Genomic DNA, 21,414 nt, shown 5'->3' on the forward strand with positions numbered 1-21,414 from the left:
AAGATCGACCTTGGCGTGGGTGTGTACAAAAACGCCGAAGGTCAGACCCCGGTTATGCGCGCGATCAAGGCTGCCGAAAAACAGCTTTGGGAGGCCGAGACCTCGAAAAGCTATACCGCGCTGGCGGGCGAACCGGCCTTTCACGCGGCGATGGCAGAAATGGTACTGGGCGCGGGCTATCCGGCGGATCGCCTGTCTTGTCTGGCGACCGTCGGCGGCACCGGCGCGTGCCGTCAGGCGTTTGAACTGGCGCGGATGGCCCACCCGGATATGACGGTCTGGGTTTCGGACCCGACCTGGCCCAACCACCTGTCGATCCTTGCGTTCATGAAGCAAGATTACAAACTCTACCGTTATTTCGACAATGACGCCCGCGCGGTGGCCTTTGACGCGATGATGGAAGACCTGCAAGCGGTGAAGGCGGGCGATCTGGTGTTGTTGCACGGCTGCTGCCACAACCCGACCGGCGCGAACCTGACGCTGGAGCAATGGGGCGCGGTGGCGGACCTGCTGGTGTCCAAAGGCGCGGTGCCGATGATCGATTTGGCCTATCAAGGCTTTGGCGATGGGCTGGAAGACGACGCTGCGGGCGCCCGCTTGATCGCGTCGCGTCTGCCCGAAGTGATGATCGCGGCGTCTTGCTCGAAGAACTTCGGCATCTACCGCGAACGCACCGGCTGCCTGATGGTGCTGAGCGATGCCGCCAGCAAAGAGGTGACGCAGGGCACCCTGGCCTATCTGAACCGCCAGACCTATTCCTTTGCCCCTGATCACGGCGCGCGGCTGGTGACCATGGTGCTGACCGATCCGACGCTGAAAGCCGATTGGATGGCCGAATTGGAAGAGGTGCGCACCGGCATGCTGGGGCTGCGCGAACAACTTGCGTCGGAGTTGCGCCAATTGTCCAACTCGGACCGGTTCGACTTCATCGCCCATCATCGCGGCATGTTCTCACGGCTGGGGGCCAGCCCCGAAGCGGTGGCGAAGATGCGCGAGAATAATGCGATCTATATGGTGGGCGACTCGCGGCTCAATATCGCGGGGCTAAACACCAAGACTGTGCCGCTTCTGGCGCGTGCGATCATCGACGCGGGCGTCTAAGCGCCGCACACAACATCGTGACAGGGGCGGCCCTTCGGGGCCGCCCTTTTCTTTTGACGCGACGGGAACCTTGATTTCATAAGCACGCTTATCATATACCCGCTTACCTTATTGAGGGTAGAGATGACCGATTGCGAAATTCCCCCCGAAAGCCTCGGCTTTCTGATGCATGATGCGACGCGGCTGCTGCGGCGCCGGTTTGAATTGCGCGCCGCCGAATTGGGCCTGACCTCGGCGCAATGGCGGCTGCTCGTCAATCTGATGCGGCGCGGTCCCCTGCCACAGGCACGGCTGGCGGAATTTTTAGAGATCGAGCCGATCTCGCTCAGCCGTCTTGTCGACCGGATGCAAGAGGCGGGCTGGGTCGAACGCCACCCCGACCCGAACGACCGGCGCATTCGCATCGTTCATGCCACAGACAAAACCCGTGCCGTCATCAGCGAGGTCAAGCAGATCGCGGAAACGATCTATGCCGATGCGCTGACCGGGCTCAGCCCTGCCACCACAGACACGCTCATGGGCGCTTTGCGCCAAATTATTGCCAACCTCTCCAGCCCTACCGAGACCGACCATGACCAGTGAAACGCCGACGAAAAAGAAACCCAACAAACTTCTGATGGCCGCGTTGCCGCTTGTGCTGGTCGGCGTAGGGCTTTGGGTTTGGCTCGATTCGGGCCGCTATGAAACGACCGAAAACGCCGCCGTGCAACAGGCGCGGATCTCTGTCGCCTCGCAACTTTCGGGCCGCGTGACAGAGGTGTTCATCACCGACAATGCGGTGGTGAAAGCGGGCGCGCCGCTGTTCCGCGTCGACCCGCAACCCTACGAACTCGCGCTTGCACAGGCAGAGGCGGCCTTGGCCCAAGCCCGGCTTGGGGTTGAACAGTTGCGCGCGGCATGGGCGGCGGCGGTTGCGCAAGAAAAGGTGGCGCAAGACAACGCCGACTATCTGCAAGCCGAGCTGGAGCGCCAACAGAAAATCACCACGCGCGGGGCGGGCACGCAATCGGCGCTGGATGCGGCGCGGCACGATGCCAGTTCCGCGCTTGAAACGCTGGCGGCAGCCAAACAAAACGTCGCCGCTGCGCTGGCCGCTTTGGGCGGCAACCCGGAAGTGAAAACAGACGAACATCCAACCGTGCAAGCCGCGCTCGTGGCCCGCGACAAAGCCGCCTATGACTTGAGCCAAACCACCGTGACCGCGCCCGCAGCTGGTGTGGTCTACAAGGCCGGAAGCTTTAAGGCGGGGCAGTTCGTGACCGCCGGGGCGTCTTTGTTCTCGCTGGTGGAAACCGGCGACACTTGGATCGAGGCGAATTTCAAAGAAACCCAGATCGGCAATATGGCCCCCGGTCAAAAGGCGACGGTCGAGTTCGACACTTTCCCGGGCCGCGACTATGACGCCGTGCTGGTTGCTGTGGGCGCAGGAACCGGGGCCGAATTTTCGATCCTGCCCGCGCAAAACGCCACCGGCAACTGGGTCAAGGTCACCCAGCGCGTGCCGGTGACGCTGCGCCTTGTGCCGGGCAGCGATCTGGACGGGCTGCGCACCGGGCTTTCGGCCTCGGTCACGGTCGACACCAAGGCGCGGACGCATCTCGATGCCCTCGTGATGGGGCTGGAGGCCAATCAAGCGCAGGCCGCAACCGGGGAATAAGCCATGACCGCGCCTGCCGAGGGACACCACGATGTGCCGCATAAGGGGCTGATCACCGCCTCTTTGATGTTGGCCACGATCATGCAAGTGCTCGACACCACGATCGCCAATGTGGCCCTGCCCGCGATGCGCGCCGATCTGGGCGCCTCGCGCGATACAATCAACTGGGTGCTGACCTCCTATATTGTCGCCGCCGCCATCGCCACGCCGCTGACCGGCTGGTTTTCCGAACGCTTTGGCCGCAAGGAAGTTTTCATCGGCTCGATCGTTGGCTTTGTCGCCGCCTCAATGCTATGCGGCATCGCGTGGAGCCTTGAAACCATGGTGCTGTTTCGGCTCGCCCAAGGGGTCTTTGGCGCCGCCATCGTCCCGCTCAGCCAAACCTTCTTGCTGGATATCAACCCGCGCGAAAAGCATGGCCAGGCCATGGCGATTTGGGGCGCGGGGATCATGGTCGGACCAATCATCGGCCCCACACTTGGCGGCTATCTGACCGACACGATCAACTGGCGCTGGGTCTTTTATATCAACGTGCCCTTGGGCGCGATTGCGCTGCTCGGCTGTGCGGCCTACCTGCCGCATATGGCGCGGCGTATTCGCCAGTTCGACTTTATCGGCTTTGCCGCCTTGGCCGTGGGCGTCGGCGCGCTGCAATTGATGCTGGATCGCGGCGGCGAGGTGGACTGGTTCAACGCCGCCGAAATCTGGATCGAGCTGGCGGTGTCGCTTTGCGGCTTTTGGGTCTTCATCATCTGGATCCTGGGGACCGAACACCCGTTCCTTGAACCGGCGATGTTTGCCGACCGCAACTTTGCCACCGGGCTGGTGTTCATCTTCTTGGTCGGGATCATCTTGCTCGCCTCGCTCGCGCTGTTGCCGCCGATGTTGTCGGGCTTGTTCGGCTACCCGATCGTTACCACCGGCGTGGTGATGGCGCCGCGCGGCATGGGCACGATGATCACGATGATTGCGGCGGGCAAATTGCTGCGCGTCGTCGATGCGCGCAAACTTGTGGTCACGGGGCTTTTGCTCACCGCTTGGTCGCTGCACATCATGACCGGCTTTGGCCCACAGATGAACGCCACACCGATCATCGTTTCGGGCTTTGTTCAGGGGCTTGGGCTCGGCCTGGTGTTCGTGCCGCTATCGACCGTAGCTTTTGCCACCATTGCGCCGCGCTATCGCGGCGATGCCACGGCGCTTTTCAGCCTTGTGCGCAACATCGGCTCGTCGATCGGGATTTCAATCGTGACGCTTTTGCTGACCCGCAATATCCAGATCAACCACACCGAGCTTGTGCCCAATATCTCACTACTTGACCCAGAATTCGCCGCGCGGATGAGCGGGCAACTTGGCGCGCTGATGCGCTCGATGCAGATGACCTATGGCGAGGGTGCATTCTGGACAGTGATGAACCAATCCGTCACCGCGCAAGCCTCAATGATTTCCTATGTCGATGATTTCAAGGCGCTGATGTGGGTCACGCTGGCCGCCATTCCCTTGGCCGTGCTTTTGCGCAAGCCGACCGCCGCCCCGCCAAGCGGGCCACCAGCAGCGGATTGAGCAATTCACCATAGGCAATGGCGCAAAGCAAAAGGCCCGGGTTTCCCCGGGCCTTTCAGTGTTCGGACCATCACTCTTACGAGTGGTAGGCGCTTTCGCCGTGGGTCGTGAGGTCAAGACCTTGACGCTCGTCATCCGCAGCCACACGCAGGCCGGTGATGGCCTTGACGATGTAGAGCAGGATCAGCGAACCCACACCCGCCCAGACGATGGTCAGGATGACCGACTTGAGCTGGATGAAGACTTGCGAAGCGATCGAGAAGTCCGCGTCGCCCACGCCACCGAAGGCCGGGGCCATCAGCACGCCGGTCATGATCGCGCCGACGATACCGCCGATGCCGTGCACGCCGAAGACGTCAAGGCTGTCGTCGTATTTCATCATCGACTTCACTTTCGTGACGAAGAAGTAGCAGATCGGCGAGACGAGCAAGCCAAGCACGATCGAGCCAACCGGACCCGAGGTGCCGCAAGCCGGGGTGATGGCAACAAGACCAGCGACCATACCCGAAGCAGCGCCCAGACCCGAGGCTTTGCCACGGAAGATCGCTTCAACGGCGGCCCAGCTCACCACAGCGGCGGCGGTGCAAACGAAGGTGTTGATCATCGCGAGGGTGGCGCCCGAAGTGGCTTCGAGGTTCGAACCAGCGTTGAAGCCGAACCAACCAACCCACAGCATCGCGGCACCGACCATGGTCAGCGTCATCGAGTGGGGGGCCATGTTCTCTTTGCCGTAGCCCAGACGGGGGCCGATCACGAGAGCGAAGACCAGAGCGGTGATACCAGCGTTGATGTGCACAACGGTGCCGCCAGCGAAGTCAACAGCGCCCCAGTTGAAGATCAGGCCAGCGCCATCCCACACCATGTGGGCGATCGGGAAGTAGACAACGGTCACCCAAAGCACGGTGAACAGCAGCACAGCCGAGAATTTCACGCGCTCAGCAAAGGCACCCACGTAAAGGGCCGGGGTGATCGCCGCGAAGGTCATCTGGAAGGCGATGAACAGATATTCCGGGATCTCGATGCCGTCGGTGAAGGTGGCCGCGGTCGAATCCGGCGTCACGCCCGACAGGAAGAGTTTGCCAAGGCCGCCCCAGAACGGCGAGGTGCCGCCGCCGAACGCGAACGAGTAGCCCCACAGAACCCAGACTATCATCACCACCGAGGTGATCATCGTGGTCTGCATCAGCACCGAAAGCATGTTCTTGGTGCGCACGAGGCCGCCGTAGAACAGCGCCAGGCCCGGGATGATCATGAACAGCACGAGCAGCGTCGCGGTCATCATCCACGCCACGTCGCCCTTGTCGACGATCGGGCCGGCAGCTTCAACGACTTCGGCAACGACTTCAGTCGCTTCCTGAGCGAAGGCGGGCAGCGCCAGCGCGGAAAGCGCCGCCGAGAGGCCCGAAATTTTTGCAAGGTTTTTCATTGTCTCTGGTCCCCCTGAGCTTGCTTAGAGCGCGTCGTCGCCGGCTTCGGCGGTACGAACCCGCACGGCCTGATTGACGTCGAGCACGAAGATTTTGCCGTCGCCGATTTTGTCGGTCTTGGCGGCTTTCAGGATCGTCTCGACCACTTCATCGGCAAGCCCATCGGCCACGACGATTTCGAGTTTCACCTTCGGCACAAAGTTCACGGCATATTCGGCACCGCGATAAATTTCCGTGTGGCCCGACTGTGCGCCGAAGCCCTTAATTTCCGTCACCATCATGCCGCGCACGCCGATGGCGGTGAGCGCTTCGCGCACCTCCTCGAGCTTGAACGGCTTGATTGCTGCAATGATGAGTTTCACTGGATGTCCCTTCCTATTGTCAGCACTCACCGATGCCCGGAGGCACCGCACTGCCGTAGAAGGCTTGGAAGGGCGCGCAGGCACAAGGATGGCTGCCGCTTCCCTAGGCGCGGCAAATCCGATTCAAGGCCCAAAACGCACAATTTGTGCGCAGTGCGTAATTTTTGAGCTTTTGAAAAACCGAATCGTGAAGCCTTGTGGCTCGAAATGGCCGAGCGGGCGGTGTAAGTTGCGCCAAACAACGAGCACGGATCGACAATGGCGGGAACAGGCGGGCGGCGCAGGCCGTTGGTGGCAGACAAGCGATATTCCTCGAAAACAGCCCCAAAGCCGAAGGCGAAATCCGCCCCGGCCCGCAAGGCGAAACCGCCGCGCAAACCGCAAGGGCGCGGTGCCATTTCAGGGCTGATCGTTGCGCTTTTCGGCTTTGTGTGGCGCATCATCTGGGGGTTCACTTGGCGCTCTGGCGCGGTGGTGATGCTGATCCTTGGCCTCGCGACCTTCTATTTTTACGCGCAACTGCCCGATTACACGGCACTTCTGGATGGCCGCAACCGCGGCTCGGTGACGATGCTTGACCGCGAGGGCAAGGTGTTTGCCTGGCGCGGCGAAACCTTTGGTGGGCAAACCACCGCCGGAAGCGTGTCGCCGTTCTTGAAAAACGCCGTGATCGCCACCGAGGACCGACGCTTCTATCGCCATTTCGGCGTGTCGCCGCGCGGGATTGCCTCTGCGATCAAGATCAACCTGTCCGAAGGGCGCGGCCCGTTGTCGGGCAATGGCGGCTCCACCATCACGCAGCAGGTGGCGAAACTTTTGTGCCTTGGCGTGCCTTACGATTCCAACCGCTGGAAGACCGAGGCGGATTATGAACGCGACTGTCGCTCTGGCGGGATCACCCGCAAGATCAAGGAAATTCCCTATGCCCTTGCGATGGAGTTCAAATACACCAAGGATGAAATCCTGACGATCTACCTCAACCGCGCCTATCTGGGGGCGGGCGCACGCGGGTTCGAAGCCGCCGCACAGCGCTATTTCGGGATTTCGGCCGCAAATGTGAACGCCCAGCAGGCAGCGATGTTGGCAGGGCTTTTGAAGGCGCCCTCGACCTATGCGCCCACGACCAATCTGAAACGCTCGCAAGAGCGCGCGGGCATGGTGCTCGCGCTGATGCATGACCAAGGCTATCTGAGCGATGCCGAATGGCAGACCGCCCGCGATAATCCGGCCACGCTGTCGCAAGCGGCGCAGGCGCGCGCAGGCGGCTATTTCGCAGATTGGGTGATGGACAGCATTCCCGATTTCCTGTCGCGCGACACGACCGAGGATGTGATCATCCGCACGACGCTTGACCAGCGGTTCCAAAAGGCGGCGGAAGAGGCCCTGAGCGAGATTTTCGAAACCAAGGTCAAAGAGGGGTCTGAAGCCGAGGCGGCGATTGTGGTGATGTCGTCCGATGGGGCGGTGCGCGCGATGGTGGGCGGGCGTGCCTCCAAGGTCTCGGGCGCATTCAACCGCGCCACGCAGGCCCGCCGCCAGACCGGCTCGACCTTCAAACCCTTTGTCTATGCCGTGGCGCTGGATCTTGGCTGGACGCCCGACACGATCGTGGAAGATGCGCCGCTGACCATCAATGTGCCGGGCTCGGGCCCGTGGTCCCCCAAGAACTATGGCGGCGGTTATCTTGGTCCGATTCCGCTATGGATGGCGCTGGCGAAATCGATCAACACCGCCACCGTGCGGGTGGGGCAGGCCGTGGGCTTTGACGCGGTGCGCCGCGCCGCAACAGATTTCGGCTTTGCCTCAAAACTGGCCGAGGGGCCAGCAGTGGTGCTGGGCGTGTCGGAATCGACACTTCTGGAAATGACCGGGGCCTTTGCCGGGATTCTCAATGGCGGGTCTTCGGTGCGGCCCTATGGGCTGACCGACCTGCGGCTGCGCGGCGATCAGGAGCCGCTTTTCGGCGCCGGTGGCGGCATGGGCGAGCGGGTTATTTCCGAAAAGGCCGCGCGCGAATTGATTTGGATGATGCACCAAGGGGTCGAACAGGGCACCGGCCAGCGCGCCAAGATCGATGGGGTGGAAGCCGCGGGCAAGACCGGCACCACGCAAGCGGCCCGCGATGCTTGGTTCATCGGCTTCACCGCCGATTATGTGGCAGGCGTCTGGATGGGCTACGACAACAACAAACCGCTAACCGGCGTGACCGGCGGCGGGCTGCCAGCGGAAATCTGGCATGAGGTTATGGCGCGGATTTCGGCGACCCAACCGGCCCATCCGCTGCCGATGGCCCAGCCCGAGGAATGGCGCGGCCCCTATCCGGGCGCCAATGGCAACAGCTATCCCGGTCAGGTCTGGTCCTCCGGCGATCCGATCCCCGAGGGCGGCGTGCCGGTGGTCAATGGCGAGCTGATACGCCCGGGCGGGCCACGGGCGCCGCAGCCAGAGCCGCAACCGCAAAGCCTAGGCGAGGCGATCAACTCCTTGTTGCGCGGACTTTACTAATACAAAACGCGGCCCTAGGGCCGCGTTTTCGGTTTCAACACAAGCGCAGCCGCTCAACTGGCCCGTTTCAAATCCGCGATCAGCGCATCAAGATTGCCGCGTCTTGCATCCAGCATCGCGCCAAGCTCGGTGCGCTCGGCCGCCAGCATGTTCACACCCTCGATGATGATGTTGAAGAACAGGTTCTTGCCGGACCGATCCGACACATGCCACAGCGCCTCGAACGGGGCCTGTCCGCGCAGATGCGCCACGGTTTTCACCTCGTAAAAGGTTTTCACCTTGCGCGCGCCCTCGACCTCGAACCGCGCGCCAATGAATTCACGGAACCGCTGCCCATATTTGCGCGAGATATAGCCCCGGAACGCCGTGGTGAAGGCCGCCATCTGCGCGGACGAGGCCCGGCGCGAAGCCACACCCAGCGCCGAGCGCGCGATCGTCGGCACATCGGCATATTTGGTGAAGATCGCCTCGAACTGGGCGTAAAGCGCGGGGCCAGTGCGGCCTGAATCGATCGCGGCGTTGACGTCATTCACCGCGCGCGAAATCAACGCGCGCGCCTGCGCATCATTCAGCGCCAGCGCCGGTTGCGGGCCCAAAACCCCAACGGTCAGAACCGTTGCCCCGGCACCAAGGATCAATTGGCGACGATCACTGCGCATAGGGGTCTTCATAAGGGTCCCAGGCTTCTTCATCATTGGTCTCCTCGTCCGCCAATTGGTGACGGCGCATTTGCAAATACAGCAAGCGCTCCTGCGCATAGCTGTCGGCACTGTCATAATAGACCGATTCGACGGTCTCGCCGAACCGCTTGCGCTTGGCGATCTTGCCGCCGAATTGCAGCACGGTGGCCGCCGTCGCATCGTTCCCCGACAAGACCTTGCCTACCGGGTTCATCGCCATGTCGACCACCCGGCCAAAGGCATCGCGCTCTGTCGAGGGGCCAAAAAACGGCAGTTCCATAAACGGCCCTTCTTTCGCGCCCCAGACCGCCAGCGTTTCGCCAAAATCGGTATCCGTTTCCGGCAACGAGAAAGAGGACCCCGCCGGATCGAAGATGCCGCCGATCCCCAAAGTGGTGTTGATCACAAAGCGGAAGCTGTTCTTGATCGCCGGTTCCGGGCGGCCCTGCAAAAGCGAGTTTACCACCTTGCCCGGCAGGCCAAGGTTAGACCCGGCATTGCCGACCGTGCGCGTCAGAACGGTGTCGCGGCTGCGCGGCTGCCCCTCGCGCGCCTTGAAGAACATCCGGTCGAAACCTTTGTTGAAGGCATGAACTTGGCGGTTTTGCGCCTCATAGGGGTCATTGATCGCGTCGCGGTCTTGCACCTGCGGACCACCGCCACATCCCGCCAAAACAAGCGCCGCAACAAGGCCGATACCGGAAATTTTGCGCATTCAACCCCCCGCTGCCATTTGCATCAACACGCAAGGCAGGTGATAAGCTTCCATTTTTGGGCAAAACCCTCCACAAGGAATAAGGAGGCGGCGCCGCGGAAACAAGGCGCTGCCGGCGATTTTCTGGCCGTGAGGCCTTAACCTTTTTACGTTTGAGTGATCGCGGGCGGTGAATCGCCCAAATGTATGGCGAGCCGGCGGAGACGACGGAATGAAACGAGATGAACTGGCGGCCGGCAAAGCCGAATTGCGTGCCGCACGCGTCGCCAATCGGCAGCTTTTCTGGGCGGTTGGGCTGTTTTCGGTATTTGTGAACCTGCTGATGCTGACCGGGCCGTTGTTTATGCTACAGGTCTATGATCGGGTGCTGGGCGCGCGGTCGGTGGAAACGCTGACCGCGCTTTTCTTGTTGGTCTTATTCCTGTTTACCGCGATGGGGCTTTTGGACCATGCCCGGGCGCGGGTCACGGCACGGATTGGCGCGCGGGTGCAAGCCACACTGGAAGCGCGCGTGTTCGAAGCCGCGCTGCGCCGCAATGCGCTGGCCCCAGATGATACGCTGGCCACTGCCGCGCTACGCGATCTGGATTCGGTCAACAAGCTGTTGTCCGCCCCGGTATTCTTGGCACTTTTCGACCTGCCGTGGGTGCCGATCTTCCTGTCGGCGATTTTCATCTTCCATCCACTTTTGGGCATATTGGCCCTGTGCGGCGGGGCCTTTTTGATCGCGGTGACCGTGCTTAACCAGTATGTCACCGCGCGCCCGCTGCAAACCGCCACCGGGGCACAGATCCTGTCGGAACGCATGTCGGACCAATTGCGCGATGAAGCGGAATTGATCCAAGCGCTCGGCATGCGATCCGCCGCATTCCGGCGCTGGCGCGGCACGCGCGCACGGGCCGCCGAGGCGATGCTCGGCGCCACCGATCTGGGCGGCGGCTTCGCCACCTTCACCAAGACGTTCCGGATTTTCTTGCAGTCGGCCATCCTTGCGCTTGGCGCCTATATCGTCTTGCAGGGCGAACTGACCCCCGGCGCGATGATCGCAGGCTCGATCCTGATGGGCCGCGCGCTCGCCCCGGTCGAACTGGCGGTGAACGGCTGGCCGATCGTGGTGCGCGCACGCCAAGGCTGGGGGCGGCTGGCGGCGTTGCTCAGCTCGATGCCGCGCGAAGCCGCGCGCACTGCCCTGCCCCGCCCCCGCGCCCATTTGGAGGCCCAATCGCTTACCGTGGTGCCGCCGGGCACGCAAAGCCCATCGCTGCGCGCGGTCTCCTTTCAAATCACCCCCGGCCAAGCGCTTGGTGTGATCGGCCCTTCGGGCGCGGGAAAATCCACCCTTGCCCGCGCGATCTGCGGCGTGTGGCGGCCCGCCAATGGAAGCCTGCGGCTGGATGGGGCGACGCTGGATCAATACGACCCCGATGCGTTGGGCCAATTGGTTGGCTATCTGCCGCAACGGGTGACGCTGTTTGATGGCACAATCGCGGAAAACATCGCCCGACTGTCAGAGGTTCCCGACCCGGAAATGGTGGTCGAAGCCGCAAAACGCGCCGCTGCGCACAAGCTGATCCTTGAGTTGCCCGACGGCTATGACACCAAGGTGAGCCAAGCGGGCGGCCGCTTGTCCGGCGGGCAAATCCAGCGCGTCGGACTGGCGCGCGCGCTTTATGGCAACCCGGTGCTTTTGGTGCTCGATGAACCCAATGCCAATCTGGACAATGAAGGGAGCCAAGCGCTCAATATCGCGGTGCGCGGCATGAAAGCGGCGGGCGGCGCGGTCCTGATCATGGCGCACCGTCCGGCAGCGATTGCAGAATGCGAAACGCTTTTGGTGCTCAATAATGGGGTGCGGCGCGCCTTTGGCCCCCGCGAAGAGGTGCTTAAGGCGATGGTGCAAAATGCCGCCGACATCACCCGCCAAGCTGGCCCCGGAGGTGTGGCATGACCGATCCGAAAAACAAAGACAACGGCCCGCAAACCACACCGGCGGAACTGGTGCGCAAGGCGATCCCCGTCCGCCCCGACAAGGCCCCGCCCAAAGCCGCCACGCCCCCCCAAATGGCGCCCGATACGGCAACGCCTGCCGCCGTTGCAGGCTTGTCGCCGCGAAATGCCTTGATACTTGGTTTCCTGACCCTTGCGGTCTTGGTGGGCGGTTTCGGCGCTTGGTCGGTGTTCTCGTCGATCTCGGGCGCGGTGGTGGCCAGCGGGCAGGTCGAGGTCGATCAGAACCGGCAGGTGGTGCAGCATCCCGAAGGAGGGGTGGTCGCGGAAATCGATGTCCAAGAGGGCGATACCGTCACCGCCGGGCAATTGCTGATCCGCCTCGACGGCGATTTGGCCCAATCGGAACGCGCCATCGTCGAAGGGCAATTCTTCGAACTTCTGGCCCGACGCGGCCGGCTTGAGGCCGAGCGCGTGGACGCGCAGGAGATTTCCTTTGACCCCGAATTGATGGAAGAAGCGGCGCGCAACCCCGATGTGGCCGAACTGGTCGAAGGCCAAAGCCGGTTGTTCACCGCGCGGCTGGAAACGCTGCAAAAGTCGCTTGAGCAGGTGGCCAAGCGCAGCGAACAGACCGAGGCGCAAATCGCGGGGATCGAAGCACAACGCGACGCGCTGCAATCTCAGCAAGACCTGATCGAACGCGAATTGGCCGATCAGCGCGGCCTTTTGGAAAAGGGGCTGGCGCAAGCCAGCCGGGTTCTGGCGCTTGAACGCGAAGCGGCCAACTTGGCCGGGCGGGTCGGCGCGCTGATTGCCGAAAAGGCGCAGGCCGAAGGCCGGATCACCGAATTGGAGCTAGAAGCGCTGCGTCTTGCCTCGCAGCGCCGCGAGGATGCCGAAACCGAATTGCGCAACATTGGCTATCGGGAGTTGGAACTGGCAGAGCGGCGCCGCGCGCTGACCGAACAGATTGACCGGCTTGAATTGCGCGCCCCTGTCACGGGGCGGGTCTATGCGCTGGCCGTGACAACGCCGCGCGCGGTGATCCGTGCCGCCGATCCGGTGCTTTATATCATCCCGCAAGACCGGCCCTTGGTGGTGGCGGTCAAAGCCTCTCCGATCCATATCGATGAAATCACCGTAGGCCAGCCAGTGACCTTACGCTTTCCGGCCTTTGCCAGCCGCACCACGCCCGAATTGCGCGGCCAGGTCAGCCGAATCTCTGCCGATGCGCTAATGGATGAGGCGACACGGGCCACCTATTTCCGGGTGGAGGTGCGTATCGACCCAGAAGAACAGGCGAAGCTGGGCGCGCTCGAATTGCTGCCCGGCATGCCCGCAGATGCATTCATCCGCACCGCCGAACGCAGCCCGCTGGCCTATCTGACCAAGCCGTTCACCGATTACTTCACCCGCGCCTTCCGCGAAGAGTGATCAAAGCCGGTTTAAAAGCGCCACAGTCGGCCAAGCATCTGCGGGCAGGCCAAGGCGCTTTTGCACGGTCTGCACCGCTTCGCGGGTCTTGGCCCCCAAGATCCCGTCGATCGGCCCCACATCCATGCCCTGCGCGCGCAGTTTTTGTTGCAGCGTCTTCATCTGCGCCACGCTCAGCCCCGGTTCGGGCGCTTGCGGGTTGAGCCGCGGCGCCCCCTCCAGCCGGGTGGCGAAATAGGCCGCGGTGGTCACATAGACAAAGCTCTTGTTCCACTCGAACAGCACTTTGAAATTCGGATAGGCGATGAAGGCCGGTCCCTTGCGGCCCATTGGCAAAAGCACCGAGCCTTGCGCCCCGGCAAAGGCCCCCGAGCGCGGCGTGACCCCCATCCGCGCCCATTGCGCCGTGGAAAGCGAGCGGTTCAAGCCGGTCTTCGACCAATCCATCTCGGCGGGCACGGTGACTTCTTGCAGCCAGGGCTCACCGCGCCGCCAGCCCATGCCCGCGATCATCTTCGCCCCCGACATCAGCGCATCGGCACTCGACCCCTTTAGGTCCACATGGCCGTCGCCGTCGCCATCGACCCCGTTGCGCAAGATGTCATCGGGCAGCATCTGCACCTGCCCGACCTCACCCGCCCAAGCCCCGACGGTGCGCGCCGGATCGAAATCCCCGCGCTTATAAAGTTCCGCCGCCGCGATCACCTGCGGGCGAAACAGATCTGGGCGGCGGCAATCATGCGCCAAGGTCACCAGCGCGTCGCGCGTGTTGAAATCGCCCTGCACTTGGCCGAAATCGGTCTCTAACCCCCAAAAGGCCAAAAGCACCCCGCGCGACACACCGTAATCGCGTTCAACCCGGTCAAGGATCGCATCATATTTCCGCGCCCGCTGCGCGCCGGTGGTCAAGCGATTTTGCGAAATCACCCGCGCCTGAAAATCCAGAAAGTCCATCCGGAACACGCCCTGCGCCCGGTCTGCCCTTAGCACACGCGCGTTTTGCTGCACCCCGCGAAAAAAGCCATCGGCCTGTGCGGCCGACAATCCGTGACGCTGCACCTCGGTTTTTAGCCCGGCGACAAAGGCAGAAAAACTCCCCCCGCATTGCGCCTGAGCGGCAAGCGGCAGCGTCACGGACAGGCAAAGGGCATAAAGAAAAGGGACAGGTCGAAAAGAACGCATCGTATCCTCCGGCGTTTTCAGCAAGCTAGCCGCAGGCGCCGGTCCGGGCAACCGCCGTTGCACGGGGGCGACGCCGGCCCAAAAATGCGGGCCGCTTTACCCAACGATTAACTTGATTGTTAGACAAGATGTCACAATCTTAGCGTAGGAGCACCTTGGGAGGGGTCGCCCTTATTGGGAGAAAGAGATGGAGTTCTTACCGAACGATGTCGCCGCTGGCCTGCGCCAAGTGAGCCATCAACTGAGCCATAGGGAAAGCCGTCGCCCTGCGCGCCTTTCCGTGCATGCCGCTGGGAAGGTCTGGCCCGTGCTGCGCCGCTGGGCGGGCGGTTTTTCGCTGGATGCATCAGATGTGGCGCATCTGCGCGGCCATGTCGATTTCTATGAAGGCGACAAGCATGTCGCCACCGCGCTGATCATGGCAGCCGAGGTCGAAGGGCCGGAGCTGATCTGCACCACCAAGCGCGAAACGCCGGTGCGCTTTGGCCCCGCGCTTGATTTCGTGCGCGATGGCGGGGCAAACGGTGCGGCTTTGGGCTATCTGCCGCCGATCTGACAGCCCTGCCCCAGATTACAGGCGGTCGGGCAAGCGCAAGCCCTTAAGCACCTCGACCGCCGTCATCGGCTTTTTGCCCGCGCGCTGCGCTTGCAGCACGCGCACCGATCCTGATGCACAGGCAATCTCAAACCCGTCCAAAACCGTTCCCGCAGCGGCGGTGCCCGCGCCGAGTTCGGCGCGCAAAAGCTTCACCCGCTCTTCCCCCACAAGGCACCATGCGCCCGGAAAGGGCGACAGGCCGTTGATATGACGCACAACCTCGGCCGCGGGCCGGGCCCAATCTACCTGCGCCTCGGCTTTGTCGATCTTGGACGCATAGGTGACACCCTCTTCGGGCTGCACCTCGGGCGTAAGCTCCGGCAAACGCTCCAAGGCGTCCAAAATCAACCGCGCCCCCATGGCGCTCAGCCGGTCATGCACTTCGCCCGTCGTCTCGGTCGCGCCGATTTCAAGCGATTCGCGCAGCAGCACCGGCCCGGTATCGAGCCCCGCTTCCATCTGCATGATGCAAACGCCCGTCTCGGCATCGCCCGCCATCACCGCACGGTGGATCGGCGCCGCCCCGCGCCAGCGCGGCAAAAGTGACGCGTGAATGTTCAAACAGCCTTGCTTCGGGCCATCCAGAACCGCTTGCGGCAGCAAAAGCCCATAGGCCACCACCACGGCGATATCCGCACCCAGCGCGGCCACGGCCGCGCGATCCTCGGCCGCTTTGAAATTGACCGGGTGGCGCACCTCTAGCCCCAGAGCCTCTGCCTTTGCCTGCACCGGCGAGGGGCGCAGCGCCTTGCCCCGCCCCGCGGGCCGCGGCGGCTGGGTGTAAACGGCCACAACCTCATGGGTCTTGGCCAGCGCCTCAAGCACCGGGACCGAAAAATCGGGCGTTCCCATGAAAATGACGCGCATCAGGCTTTCTTTGCGTATTTGGCCGATTTCGCCACCAGCATCTTGCGCTTAAGCGCGCTGAGGTGGTCGACATAGGTCTTGCCGTTCAGGTGGTCGATTTGGTGCTGCACCGAGGTGGCCCAAAGACCGACGAAATCGCGGTCTTCCATCTCGCCTTGATCATTGAGGAAGCGCACCGTCACCGCGCGCGGGCGCTCCACCGGCGCCCAGACGCCCGGCAGGTTCGGGCTGCCCTCTTCATGCTTGCGCAATTGCACCGAGGCATGCAGCACCTCGGGGTTTGCCATCCGCACCACTTGGCCGCGCGCCTCAGACGCATCAACGACGGCCAGCCGCAACATGATGCCGATTTGCGGCGCGGCCAAACCCACACCCTGCCCGGGCATGGCTTCCATCGTGTCGATCATGTCGTCCCAGATCATCCGCACCGTTTCGGTGATCGCCTCAACGGGCTCGGCGGGCGTGTGCAGGCGCTTGTCGTCGTAGCGGATAAACGGGCGAACCGCCATGTCAGCTCCAGCTGCTCTTGGCTTCGCGGGCTTTCTCGCGCTTCCACTTTTCCAGCTTGCGGGTGATCATCTGCCGCTTCAGCGGGCCCAGATGGTCAATGAACAGTTTGCCATCAAGGTGATCCAGCTCATGCTGGGCGCAGGTCGCCCACAGGCTGTCAAACTGCTCTTCGTGCATTTGGCCATCAAGGCCAAGCCATTTCATCCGCACCTCTTTCGGGCGGGTGACCTCGGCATATTGCTCGGGCAGCGACAGACAGCCCTCTTCATGCACGTTCTTGTCTTCGGAGACCCAAGTGATTTCCGGGTTCACCATCACCATCGGTTCGGGAATGCCCAGCTTATCCTTGGCGCAATCCATCACGAAGATGCGCTTGAGAACGCCCACTTGCGGCCCCGCAAGGCCCACGCCGGGGGCGTCATACATGGTTTCAAGCATGTCATCGGCCAATTGCCGGATCTCGTCGTCAATCGTGGCGACGGGATCGCAATGCTTCTTGAGCCGCGGGTCGGGGTGCAAAAGGATGGTTTTCAGCGTCATGGAACTGATCTAAGCCATGGCCCGCGCGCGCGCAATACGCACGCCCCGGCGCGCGGCGGCGACCTATGCGCGCAGCCCCGTTCTCTAAATCCGCCCCAATATGGGATAACGTTCCAGTTTTCCGATCTTCACCAGAACGCTAGACCAGTTTATCAGGCATATCTGGAACAGCGCCCCAAAAGACAACCCTCAGGAGCCCGGCATGACGACCCTTCCCGACTTCGACGAAGTCATCGACCGCATCGGCACCCATTCTGTGAAATGGGACTGCATGGAAGAAATCTATGGCGTCGCGCCGCAAGAGGGGATCTCGATGTGGGTGGCGGATATGGACTTCCGCCCGCCGCAAGTGGTGTCCGACGCGCTGCGAGCCATGCTATCTCAGGGCGTCTTTGGCTATTGGGGCGACAACCGCGCCTATCACGCCGCGATTCAGTGGTGGATGGAGAACCGGCATGGCTGGCAGGTGCAGCCCGAATGGATATTCACCACCCATGGCCTGGTGAACGGCACCGCGCTTTGTCTGAACGCCTTCACCCAGCCGGGCGATGGCGTGGTGCTGATGACGCCAGTCTATCACGCCTTTGCCCGAGTGATCCGTGCCTCGGGGCGCAAGGTCGTGGAATGCCCGCTCAAGCAGGTCGAGGGCCGCTATGAGATGGATTTTGACGCGTGGGATGCGCAGATGGATGGCTCTGCCAAGATGCTGATCCTTTGCTCGCCGCATAACCCCGGTGGCCGCGTCTGGACCAAGGCAGAATTGGAAGCCACCGCCGCCTTTGCCAAGCGTCACAACCTTGTGCTGGTATCGGATGAAATCCACCATGACCTTGTGATGCCCGGTCACAAGCACATTCCGATGACCGTGGCCGCACCCGATCAGCCGGTGGTGATGATGACGGCGACCTCGAAGACCTTCAACATCGCGGGCGGGCATTCGGGCAATGTGATCATCGCAGACCCCGATCTGCGCGCAAAATTCGCGGCATCAATGGCCGCGATGGGGATTTCGGCCAACAGCTTCGGTCTGGCCATGTCGACCGCCGCCTATTCGCCCGAAGGCGCGGCTTGGGTCGATGCGCTGGTGGCCTATCTTGACGGCAACCGAAAGGTGTTTGACGCGACGGTGAACGCGATCCCGGGGCTGAAATCGATGGATCTGCAATCCACCTATCTGGCATGGGTGGATTTTTCCGGCACCGGCATGGCAGCAGAGGAATTCATCGCCCGCGTGGAAAAGGGCGCGAAAATTGCCGCGAACCACGGCAAGACCTTCGGGCTGGGGGGCGAAAGCTTTCTGCGCTTCAACCTCGCCTCGCCGCGCGCGCGGGTGGAAGAGGCCGCACAGCGCCTTGCCGCCGCCTTCGCCGATCTGCAATAACCGCCGCCACAGAAGCGGCAACCTGCCCCGGCCCCCGCGCCGGGGCTTTTCTTTACCTGCGCCCCTTCCCATATTGAAAGGGTCTTGGTCTGGCGAGCAAAGGAGCCGCCCATGCCCATCATCGGCTTTATTTTGATTGGGATTGCCGCGGGCTTTTTGGCCACGCGGCTGATGAAGATCGATGCCGATATTCCCACCACCATCGCGATCGGCGTTTTTGGGGCGCTGATCGGCGGGCTGGTGCTGCGGCTGTTGATTGCCGTCATGGGGCTGATGGCCGGGCTGGTCGGCGCGGTTCTGGGCGCGATGGCGTTGATCTGGGCGTGGCAAACCTATGGGGGGAAACGCTGATGTGGGGACCGTTGATCGGCTATGCGGGCATGGCGTCGCTGCGGATGGGGCTGGCGCTTCTGGGGATCGGTATTTGGCTGATGTCGCGCCCCGGTGGCTGGGCCGTGGTGGTGGTGGCGATTTTGGTGGGGGTCAAACTACTGCCCGATGATGGCGCCCCTGCGGATCTGCCACTGGCCCTGCCCTCTGAAGCGGCCTTGGCCACCCCGACCGAAACAGCGCCTGCAGAACCGGCAACACAACCGACACAGTAAGGCCATTTTTCCTGCTATGATCCGCCTGTCCGGTTTGCGGCATAAGGAGATGACGCTTTGAACCCAGATAATTTGCTGCCCGACCCGTCCCTGATTGGGGGCAATGCGATAATGCTTGCGCTTGCCGCCTTTGTGATTTTGTCGATCTTTCTGGGCGTGCGGATCGTGCCGCAATCGGAAAAGCATGTCGTCGAACGCTTTGGCCGCTTGCGCGCGGTGCTGGGGCCGGGGATCAATTTCATTGTCCCCTTCCTCGACAAGGTCGCGCATAAAGTCTCGGTGCTGGAGCGGCAACTGCCCACCTCCCGCCAAGATGCGATCACAGCCGACAACGTGCTGGTGCAGGTCGATACCTCGGTCTTTTACCGGGTGATCGAGCCAGAGCGCACAGTTTACCGCATCCGCGATATCGATGCCGCGATTGCGACCACGGTGGCGGGCATCGTGCGGTCGCAGATCGGACAAATGGAACTGGATACGGTGCAATCGAACCGTGCCGGTTTGATCGCGCATATCCGCGACAACGTGGCGAATGTCGTGGATGACTGGGGGATCGAGGTCACCCGCGCCGAAATTCTGGATGTGAATTTGGACGAGGCGACCCGCGCTGCGATGCTGCAACAGCTCAATGCCGAACGCGCCCGCCGTGCACAGGTGACCGAGGCCGAAGGCCAAAAACGGGCCGTTGAACTGGCCGCCGATGCTGACCTTTACGCCGCCCAGCAGCAAGCCAAAGCCAAGCGCATCACCGCCGAAGCCGAAGCCTTTGCCACCACGGTTATCGCCGAAGCGATCGCCAAAAACGGCATCGAGGCGGCGCAATATCAGGTGGCCTTGAAACAAGTGGAGGCGCTGGCGCAGGTCGCCGGGGGCGAGGGCAAGCAAACCGTGATCCTGCCTGCCTCTGCCGTCGAGGCCTTTGGCGAGGCGTTCAAGCTTTTGAAAGGGCGGTCGTGATGTCTTGGAAAGATCCGTGGATCTGGGTTGTGGTGGGCTTGTTTTTGGGCGCGCTGGAAATGGTCCTGCCCGGTTTCATCTTGCTGGGCTTCGCCGCCGGGGCAATTTTGGTGGGCGGGCTTTTGTGGATCGGGCTCTTGGGCGACTCACTTCCGCTGGCCATTTTGGTGTTGGCGCTAGCGGCGCTCGGCGTTTGGTTCGCGATGCGCAAGGTTGCGGGGGTTCGACCAGGCCAAACCCGCATCTGGGATCGCGATATCAACGAAAACTGACCCGAAAACTGCAAGTTTCTGCATGTGAGACTGGACGCAACGCCGCATGCGGCGTAGAGACGCACTATAGAGAGGAGCGCAGCCATGTATGACGACTTCCCGCGCGAGGCCGAGGGCCTCAAGTTCTTCCTCACGAGTACGATCGTTTGTCTCGTGGGGCTGGTGGTCTGGCTGTCGGTCGCGCAACCGATGGGGCTGGGCCACGGCGCCGGCGCCGCCGAGGCATCGACCGGGTACTGACCACCGCCGCAAATGACGGCATAGCGGATTACGGCGGCCCAAGGGCCGCCGCGCGTATTTCTAGCCCTTGTTTTATTTCTGGCCCTTGGTTTCGGCTCAGATCGCCGCGATTTCTTGCAAGATCGCCTGCGCCGCCGCGCGCGGATCTTCGGCCTGCCAAATCGGACGACCAACCACCAAATGGTCGGCCCCAGCGCTTAGCGCCGCCGCCGGCGTTTCCACCCGCTTTTGATCGCCCAGCGCCGCGCCTGCGGGGCGAACACCGGGCGTGACAATCAGCTTGCCTACGGCCTCGGGCAAAGCACGGATCAGAGCCGCCTCGCGCGGGCTGGCAATCACCCCATCGGCCCCGGCGGCAAAGGCATTGCCTGCACGTTCCACCACCAGATCGGCCAGATCGCCGTCACGGATCAACGCGCCATCCAGATCGGCGCGGTCGAGCGAGGTCAGGATCGTGACAGCAAGGATCTTGAGCGGTTTACCCGCCGCACCTTCCTTGGCGGCTTTGACCACATAGGGATCGCCATGCACGGTGAGAAAATCCAGATCGAACTGCGCAAGGCCCCGCACCGCCGCCTCAACCGTGGCACCGATGTCGAACAATTTCATGTCGAGGAAGATCTTCTTGCCCTGCTCGGATTTGAGCTCATTGGCCAGCGCCAAACCGCCGCCCGTCAACATGCCAAGCCCGATCTTGTAGAAACTGACGGAATCGCCCAGCGTCGCCGCAAGCTCTAGCCCGGCAATCGCATTGGGCACATCCATCGCTACGATCAGGCGGTCATCGGCGGGCAGGGTCATCACGATCTCCGGGGAAAAGGATAGTCGGCGCGGTTCTGCCCCCGATCCCCGATCCGGTCAAGGAAAT

General features: G+C 62.5%; 23 protein-coding genes (1 of these 23 only partly in view). 14 read left to right on the forward strand and 9 right to left on the reverse strand.

Features of this window, described 5'->3' with window-relative positions; all coding sequences use genetic code 11:
* From CKO11_RS14180 to CKO11_RS14195, 4 genes are all read left to right on the forward strand, one after another.
* Positions 1 to 1,101, forward strand: the 3' portion of a protein-coding gene (locus tag CKO11_RS14180) for an aromatic amino acid transaminase (RefSeq protein WP_223640111.1). 81 nt of this gene lie to the left of the window's left edge; only the last 1,101 of its 1,182 coding nucleotides appear in the window; the start codon falls outside the window, past its left edge; the stop codon is at positions 1,099 to 1,101.
* A 123-nt stretch (positions 1,102 to 1,224) separates the two neighbouring features.
* Positions 1,225 to 1,683, forward strand: a complete 459-nt coding sequence (locus CKO11_RS14185) for a MarR family winged helix-turn-helix transcriptional regulator (RefSeq protein ID WP_223640113.1) — start codon at positions 1,225 to 1,227, stop codon at positions 1,681 to 1,683.
* The gene (locus CKO11_RS14190; RefSeq protein WP_223640115.1) at positions 1,673 to 2,758 is read left to right on the forward strand and encodes an HlyD family secretion protein; all 1,086 of its coding nucleotides are present in this window, start codon (positions 1,673 to 1,675) and stop codon (positions 2,756 to 2,758) included. Before CKO11_RS14185 ends, CKO11_RS14190 begins: the two co-directional genes overlap by 11 nt.
* Before the next feature lie 3 nt (positions 2,759 to 2,761).
* Positions 2,762 to 4,321, forward strand: a complete 1,560-nt coding sequence (locus CKO11_RS14195; protein WP_223640117.1) for a DHA2 family efflux MFS transporter permease subunit — start codon at positions 2,762 to 2,764, stop codon at positions 4,319 to 4,321.
* A gap of 76 nt (positions 4,322 to 4,397) precedes the next feature.
* On the opposite strand, the gene CKO11_RS14200 is transcribed toward CKO11_RS14195, so the two are convergent.
* Positions 4,398 to 5,747, reverse strand: a complete 1,350-nt coding sequence (locus tag CKO11_RS14200) for an ammonium transporter (RefSeq protein ID WP_223640119.1) — start codon at positions 5,745 to 5,747, stop codon at positions 4,398 to 4,400.
* Positions 5,748 to 5,771: 24 nt separating this feature from the next.
* Entirely contained in the window at positions 5,772 to 6,110 is a 339-nt protein-coding gene (locus CKO11_RS14205) for a P-II family nitrogen regulator (RefSeq protein WP_076484511.1), read from the reverse strand.
* Between the two features lie 258 nt (positions 6,111 to 6,368).
* Here CKO11_RS14205 and CKO11_RS14210 point away from each other — a divergent pair, with 258 nt between their 5' ends.
* Positions 6,369 to 8,615 carry a transglycosylase domain-containing protein gene (locus tag CKO11_RS14210; RefSeq protein WP_223640122.1) on the forward strand — a complete coding sequence of 749 codons (2,247 nt, stop codon included), beginning with the start codon at positions 6,369 to 6,371 and terminating at the stop codon, positions 8,613 to 8,615.
* 53 nt (positions 8,616 to 8,668) lie between these two features.
* Here CKO11_RS14210 and CKO11_RS14215 read toward each other — a convergent pair whose 3' ends face one another.
* The gene (locus CKO11_RS14215; RefSeq protein WP_223640126.1) at positions 8,669 to 9,274 is read right to left on the reverse strand and encodes a phospholipid-binding protein MlaC; all 606 of its coding nucleotides are present in this window, start codon (positions 9,272 to 9,274) and stop codon (positions 8,669 to 8,671) included.
* Positions 9,264 to 10,010, reverse strand: a complete 747-nt coding sequence (locus tag CKO11_RS14220; protein ID WP_223640130.1) for a VacJ family lipoprotein — start codon at positions 10,008 to 10,010, stop codon at positions 9,264 to 9,266. The genes CKO11_RS14215 and CKO11_RS14220 overlap by 11 nt, the downstream gene beginning before the upstream one ends.
* A 211-nt stretch (positions 10,011 to 10,221) precedes the next feature.
* Here CKO11_RS14220 and CKO11_RS14225 point away from each other — a divergent pair, with 211 nt between their 5' ends.
* Together CKO11_RS14225 and CKO11_RS14230 are read left to right on the forward strand one after the other, a co-directional pair.
* Positions 10,222 to 11,958 (forward strand): type I secretion system permease/ATPase, encoded by a 1,737-nt coding sequence (locus tag CKO11_RS14225; protein ID WP_223640133.1) that lies wholly within the window; start codon positions 10,222 to 10,224, stop codon positions 11,956 to 11,958.
* Between the two features lie 113 nt (positions 11,959 to 12,071).
* Complete coding sequence (locus CKO11_RS14230; protein WP_223640243.1) at positions 12,072 to 13,394, forward strand: HlyD family type I secretion periplasmic adaptor subunit; 1,323 nt, start codon at positions 12,072 to 12,074, stop codon at positions 13,392 to 13,394.
* Here CKO11_RS14230 and CKO11_RS14235 read toward each other — a convergent pair whose 3' ends face one another.
* Positions 13,395 to 14,576 (reverse strand): lytic murein transglycosylase, encoded by a 1,182-nt coding sequence (locus CKO11_RS14235; RefSeq protein WP_223640136.1) that lies wholly within the window; start codon positions 14,574 to 14,576, stop codon positions 13,395 to 13,397.
* A 187-nt stretch (positions 14,577 to 14,763) separates the two neighbouring features.
* On the opposite strand from CKO11_RS14235, the gene CKO11_RS14240 reads away from it, so the two are divergent.
* The gene (locus tag CKO11_RS14240) at positions 14,764 to 15,132 is read left to right on the forward strand and encodes a hypothetical protein (protein WP_223640139.1); all 369 of its coding nucleotides are present in this window, start codon (positions 14,764 to 14,766) and stop codon (positions 15,130 to 15,132) included.
* Positions 15,133 to 15,147: 15 nt separating this feature from the next.
* Here CKO11_RS14240 and fmt read toward each other — a convergent pair whose 3' ends face one another.
* Genes fmt through def (CKO11_RS14255) form a run of 3 tightly spaced genes read right to left on the reverse strand, consistent with a single transcriptional unit; the run spans position 15,148 to position 17,091 of the window.
* Positions 15,148 to 16,041 (reverse strand): methionyl-tRNA formyltransferase, encoded by an 894-nt coding sequence (gene fmt / locus CKO11_RS14245; RefSeq protein WP_223640142.1) that lies wholly within the window; start codon positions 16,039 to 16,041, stop codon positions 15,148 to 15,150.
* Positions 16,041 to 16,550 carry a peptide deformylase gene (gene def, locus CKO11_RS14250; RefSeq protein WP_223640145.1) on the reverse strand — a complete coding sequence of 170 codons (510 nt, stop codon included), beginning with the start codon at positions 16,548 to 16,550 and terminating at the stop codon, positions 16,041 to 16,043. The genes fmt and def (CKO11_RS14250) overlap by 1 nt, the downstream gene beginning before the upstream one ends.
* Before the next feature lies 1 nt (position 16,551).
* Positions 16,552 to 17,091: a peptide deformylase gene (gene def / locus CKO11_RS14255; protein WP_223640149.1), complete on the reverse strand. Its 540-nt coding sequence runs from the start codon at positions 17,089 to 17,091 to the stop codon at positions 16,552 to 16,554.
* 202 nt (positions 17,092 to 17,293) lie between these two features.
* Between def (CKO11_RS14255) and CKO11_RS14260 the strand changes: the two genes are divergently transcribed.
* The 6 genes from CKO11_RS14260 to CKO11_RS14285 all read left to right on the forward strand — a co-directional run bounded on the left by CKO11_RS14260 (position 17,294) and on the right by CKO11_RS14285 (position 20,546).
* On the forward strand, positions 17,294 to 18,472 hold the full coding sequence (locus tag CKO11_RS14260; protein WP_223640152.1) for a MalY/PatB family protein: 1,179 nt from the start codon (positions 17,294 to 17,296) through the stop codon (positions 18,470 to 18,472).
* 111 nt (positions 18,473 to 18,583) lie between these two features.
* A complete protein-coding gene (locus CKO11_RS14265; protein ID WP_223640155.1) occupies positions 18,584 to 18,823 on the forward strand; it encodes a GlsB/YeaQ/YmgE family stress response membrane protein in 240 nt (79 codons plus the stop codon).
* Complete coding sequence (locus tag CKO11_RS14270; protein WP_223640158.1) at positions 18,823 to 19,077, forward strand: hypothetical protein; 255 nt, start codon at positions 18,823 to 18,825, stop codon at positions 19,075 to 19,077. The genes CKO11_RS14265 and CKO11_RS14270 overlap by 1 nt, the downstream gene beginning before the upstream one ends.
* A 111-nt stretch (positions 19,078 to 19,188) precedes the next feature.
* On the forward strand, positions 19,189 to 20,034 hold the full coding sequence (locus tag CKO11_RS14275; RefSeq protein ID WP_223640246.1) for an SPFH domain-containing protein: 846 nt from the start codon (positions 19,189 to 19,191) through the stop codon (positions 20,032 to 20,034).
* Positions 20,034 to 20,306 carry an NfeD family protein gene (locus CKO11_RS14280; protein WP_223640161.1) on the forward strand — a complete coding sequence of 91 codons (273 nt, stop codon included), beginning with the start codon at positions 20,034 to 20,036 and terminating at the stop codon, positions 20,304 to 20,306. Before CKO11_RS14275 ends, CKO11_RS14280 begins: the two co-directional genes overlap by 1 nt.
* Positions 20,307 to 20,390: 84 nt before the next feature.
* A complete protein-coding gene (locus CKO11_RS14285; protein WP_223640164.1) occupies positions 20,391 to 20,546 on the forward strand; it encodes a hypothetical protein in 156 nt (51 codons plus the stop codon).
* Positions 20,547 to 20,642: 96 nt separating this feature from the next.
* Here the strand turns inward: CKO11_RS14285 and pyrF are convergent, their stop codons facing one another.
* Complete coding sequence (pyrF, locus tag CKO11_RS14290) at positions 20,643 to 21,347, reverse strand: orotidine-5'-phosphate decarboxylase (protein ID WP_223640167.1); 705 nt, start codon at positions 21,345 to 21,347, stop codon at positions 20,643 to 20,645.
* Positions 21,348 to 21,414: the final 67 nt, after the last annotated feature.

It is taken from the genome of Rhodobacter sp. TJ_12 (assembly GCF_020023995.1).
Lineage (GTDB): Bacteria > Pseudomonadota > Alphaproteobacteria > Rhodobacterales > Rhodobacteraceae > Rhodobacter.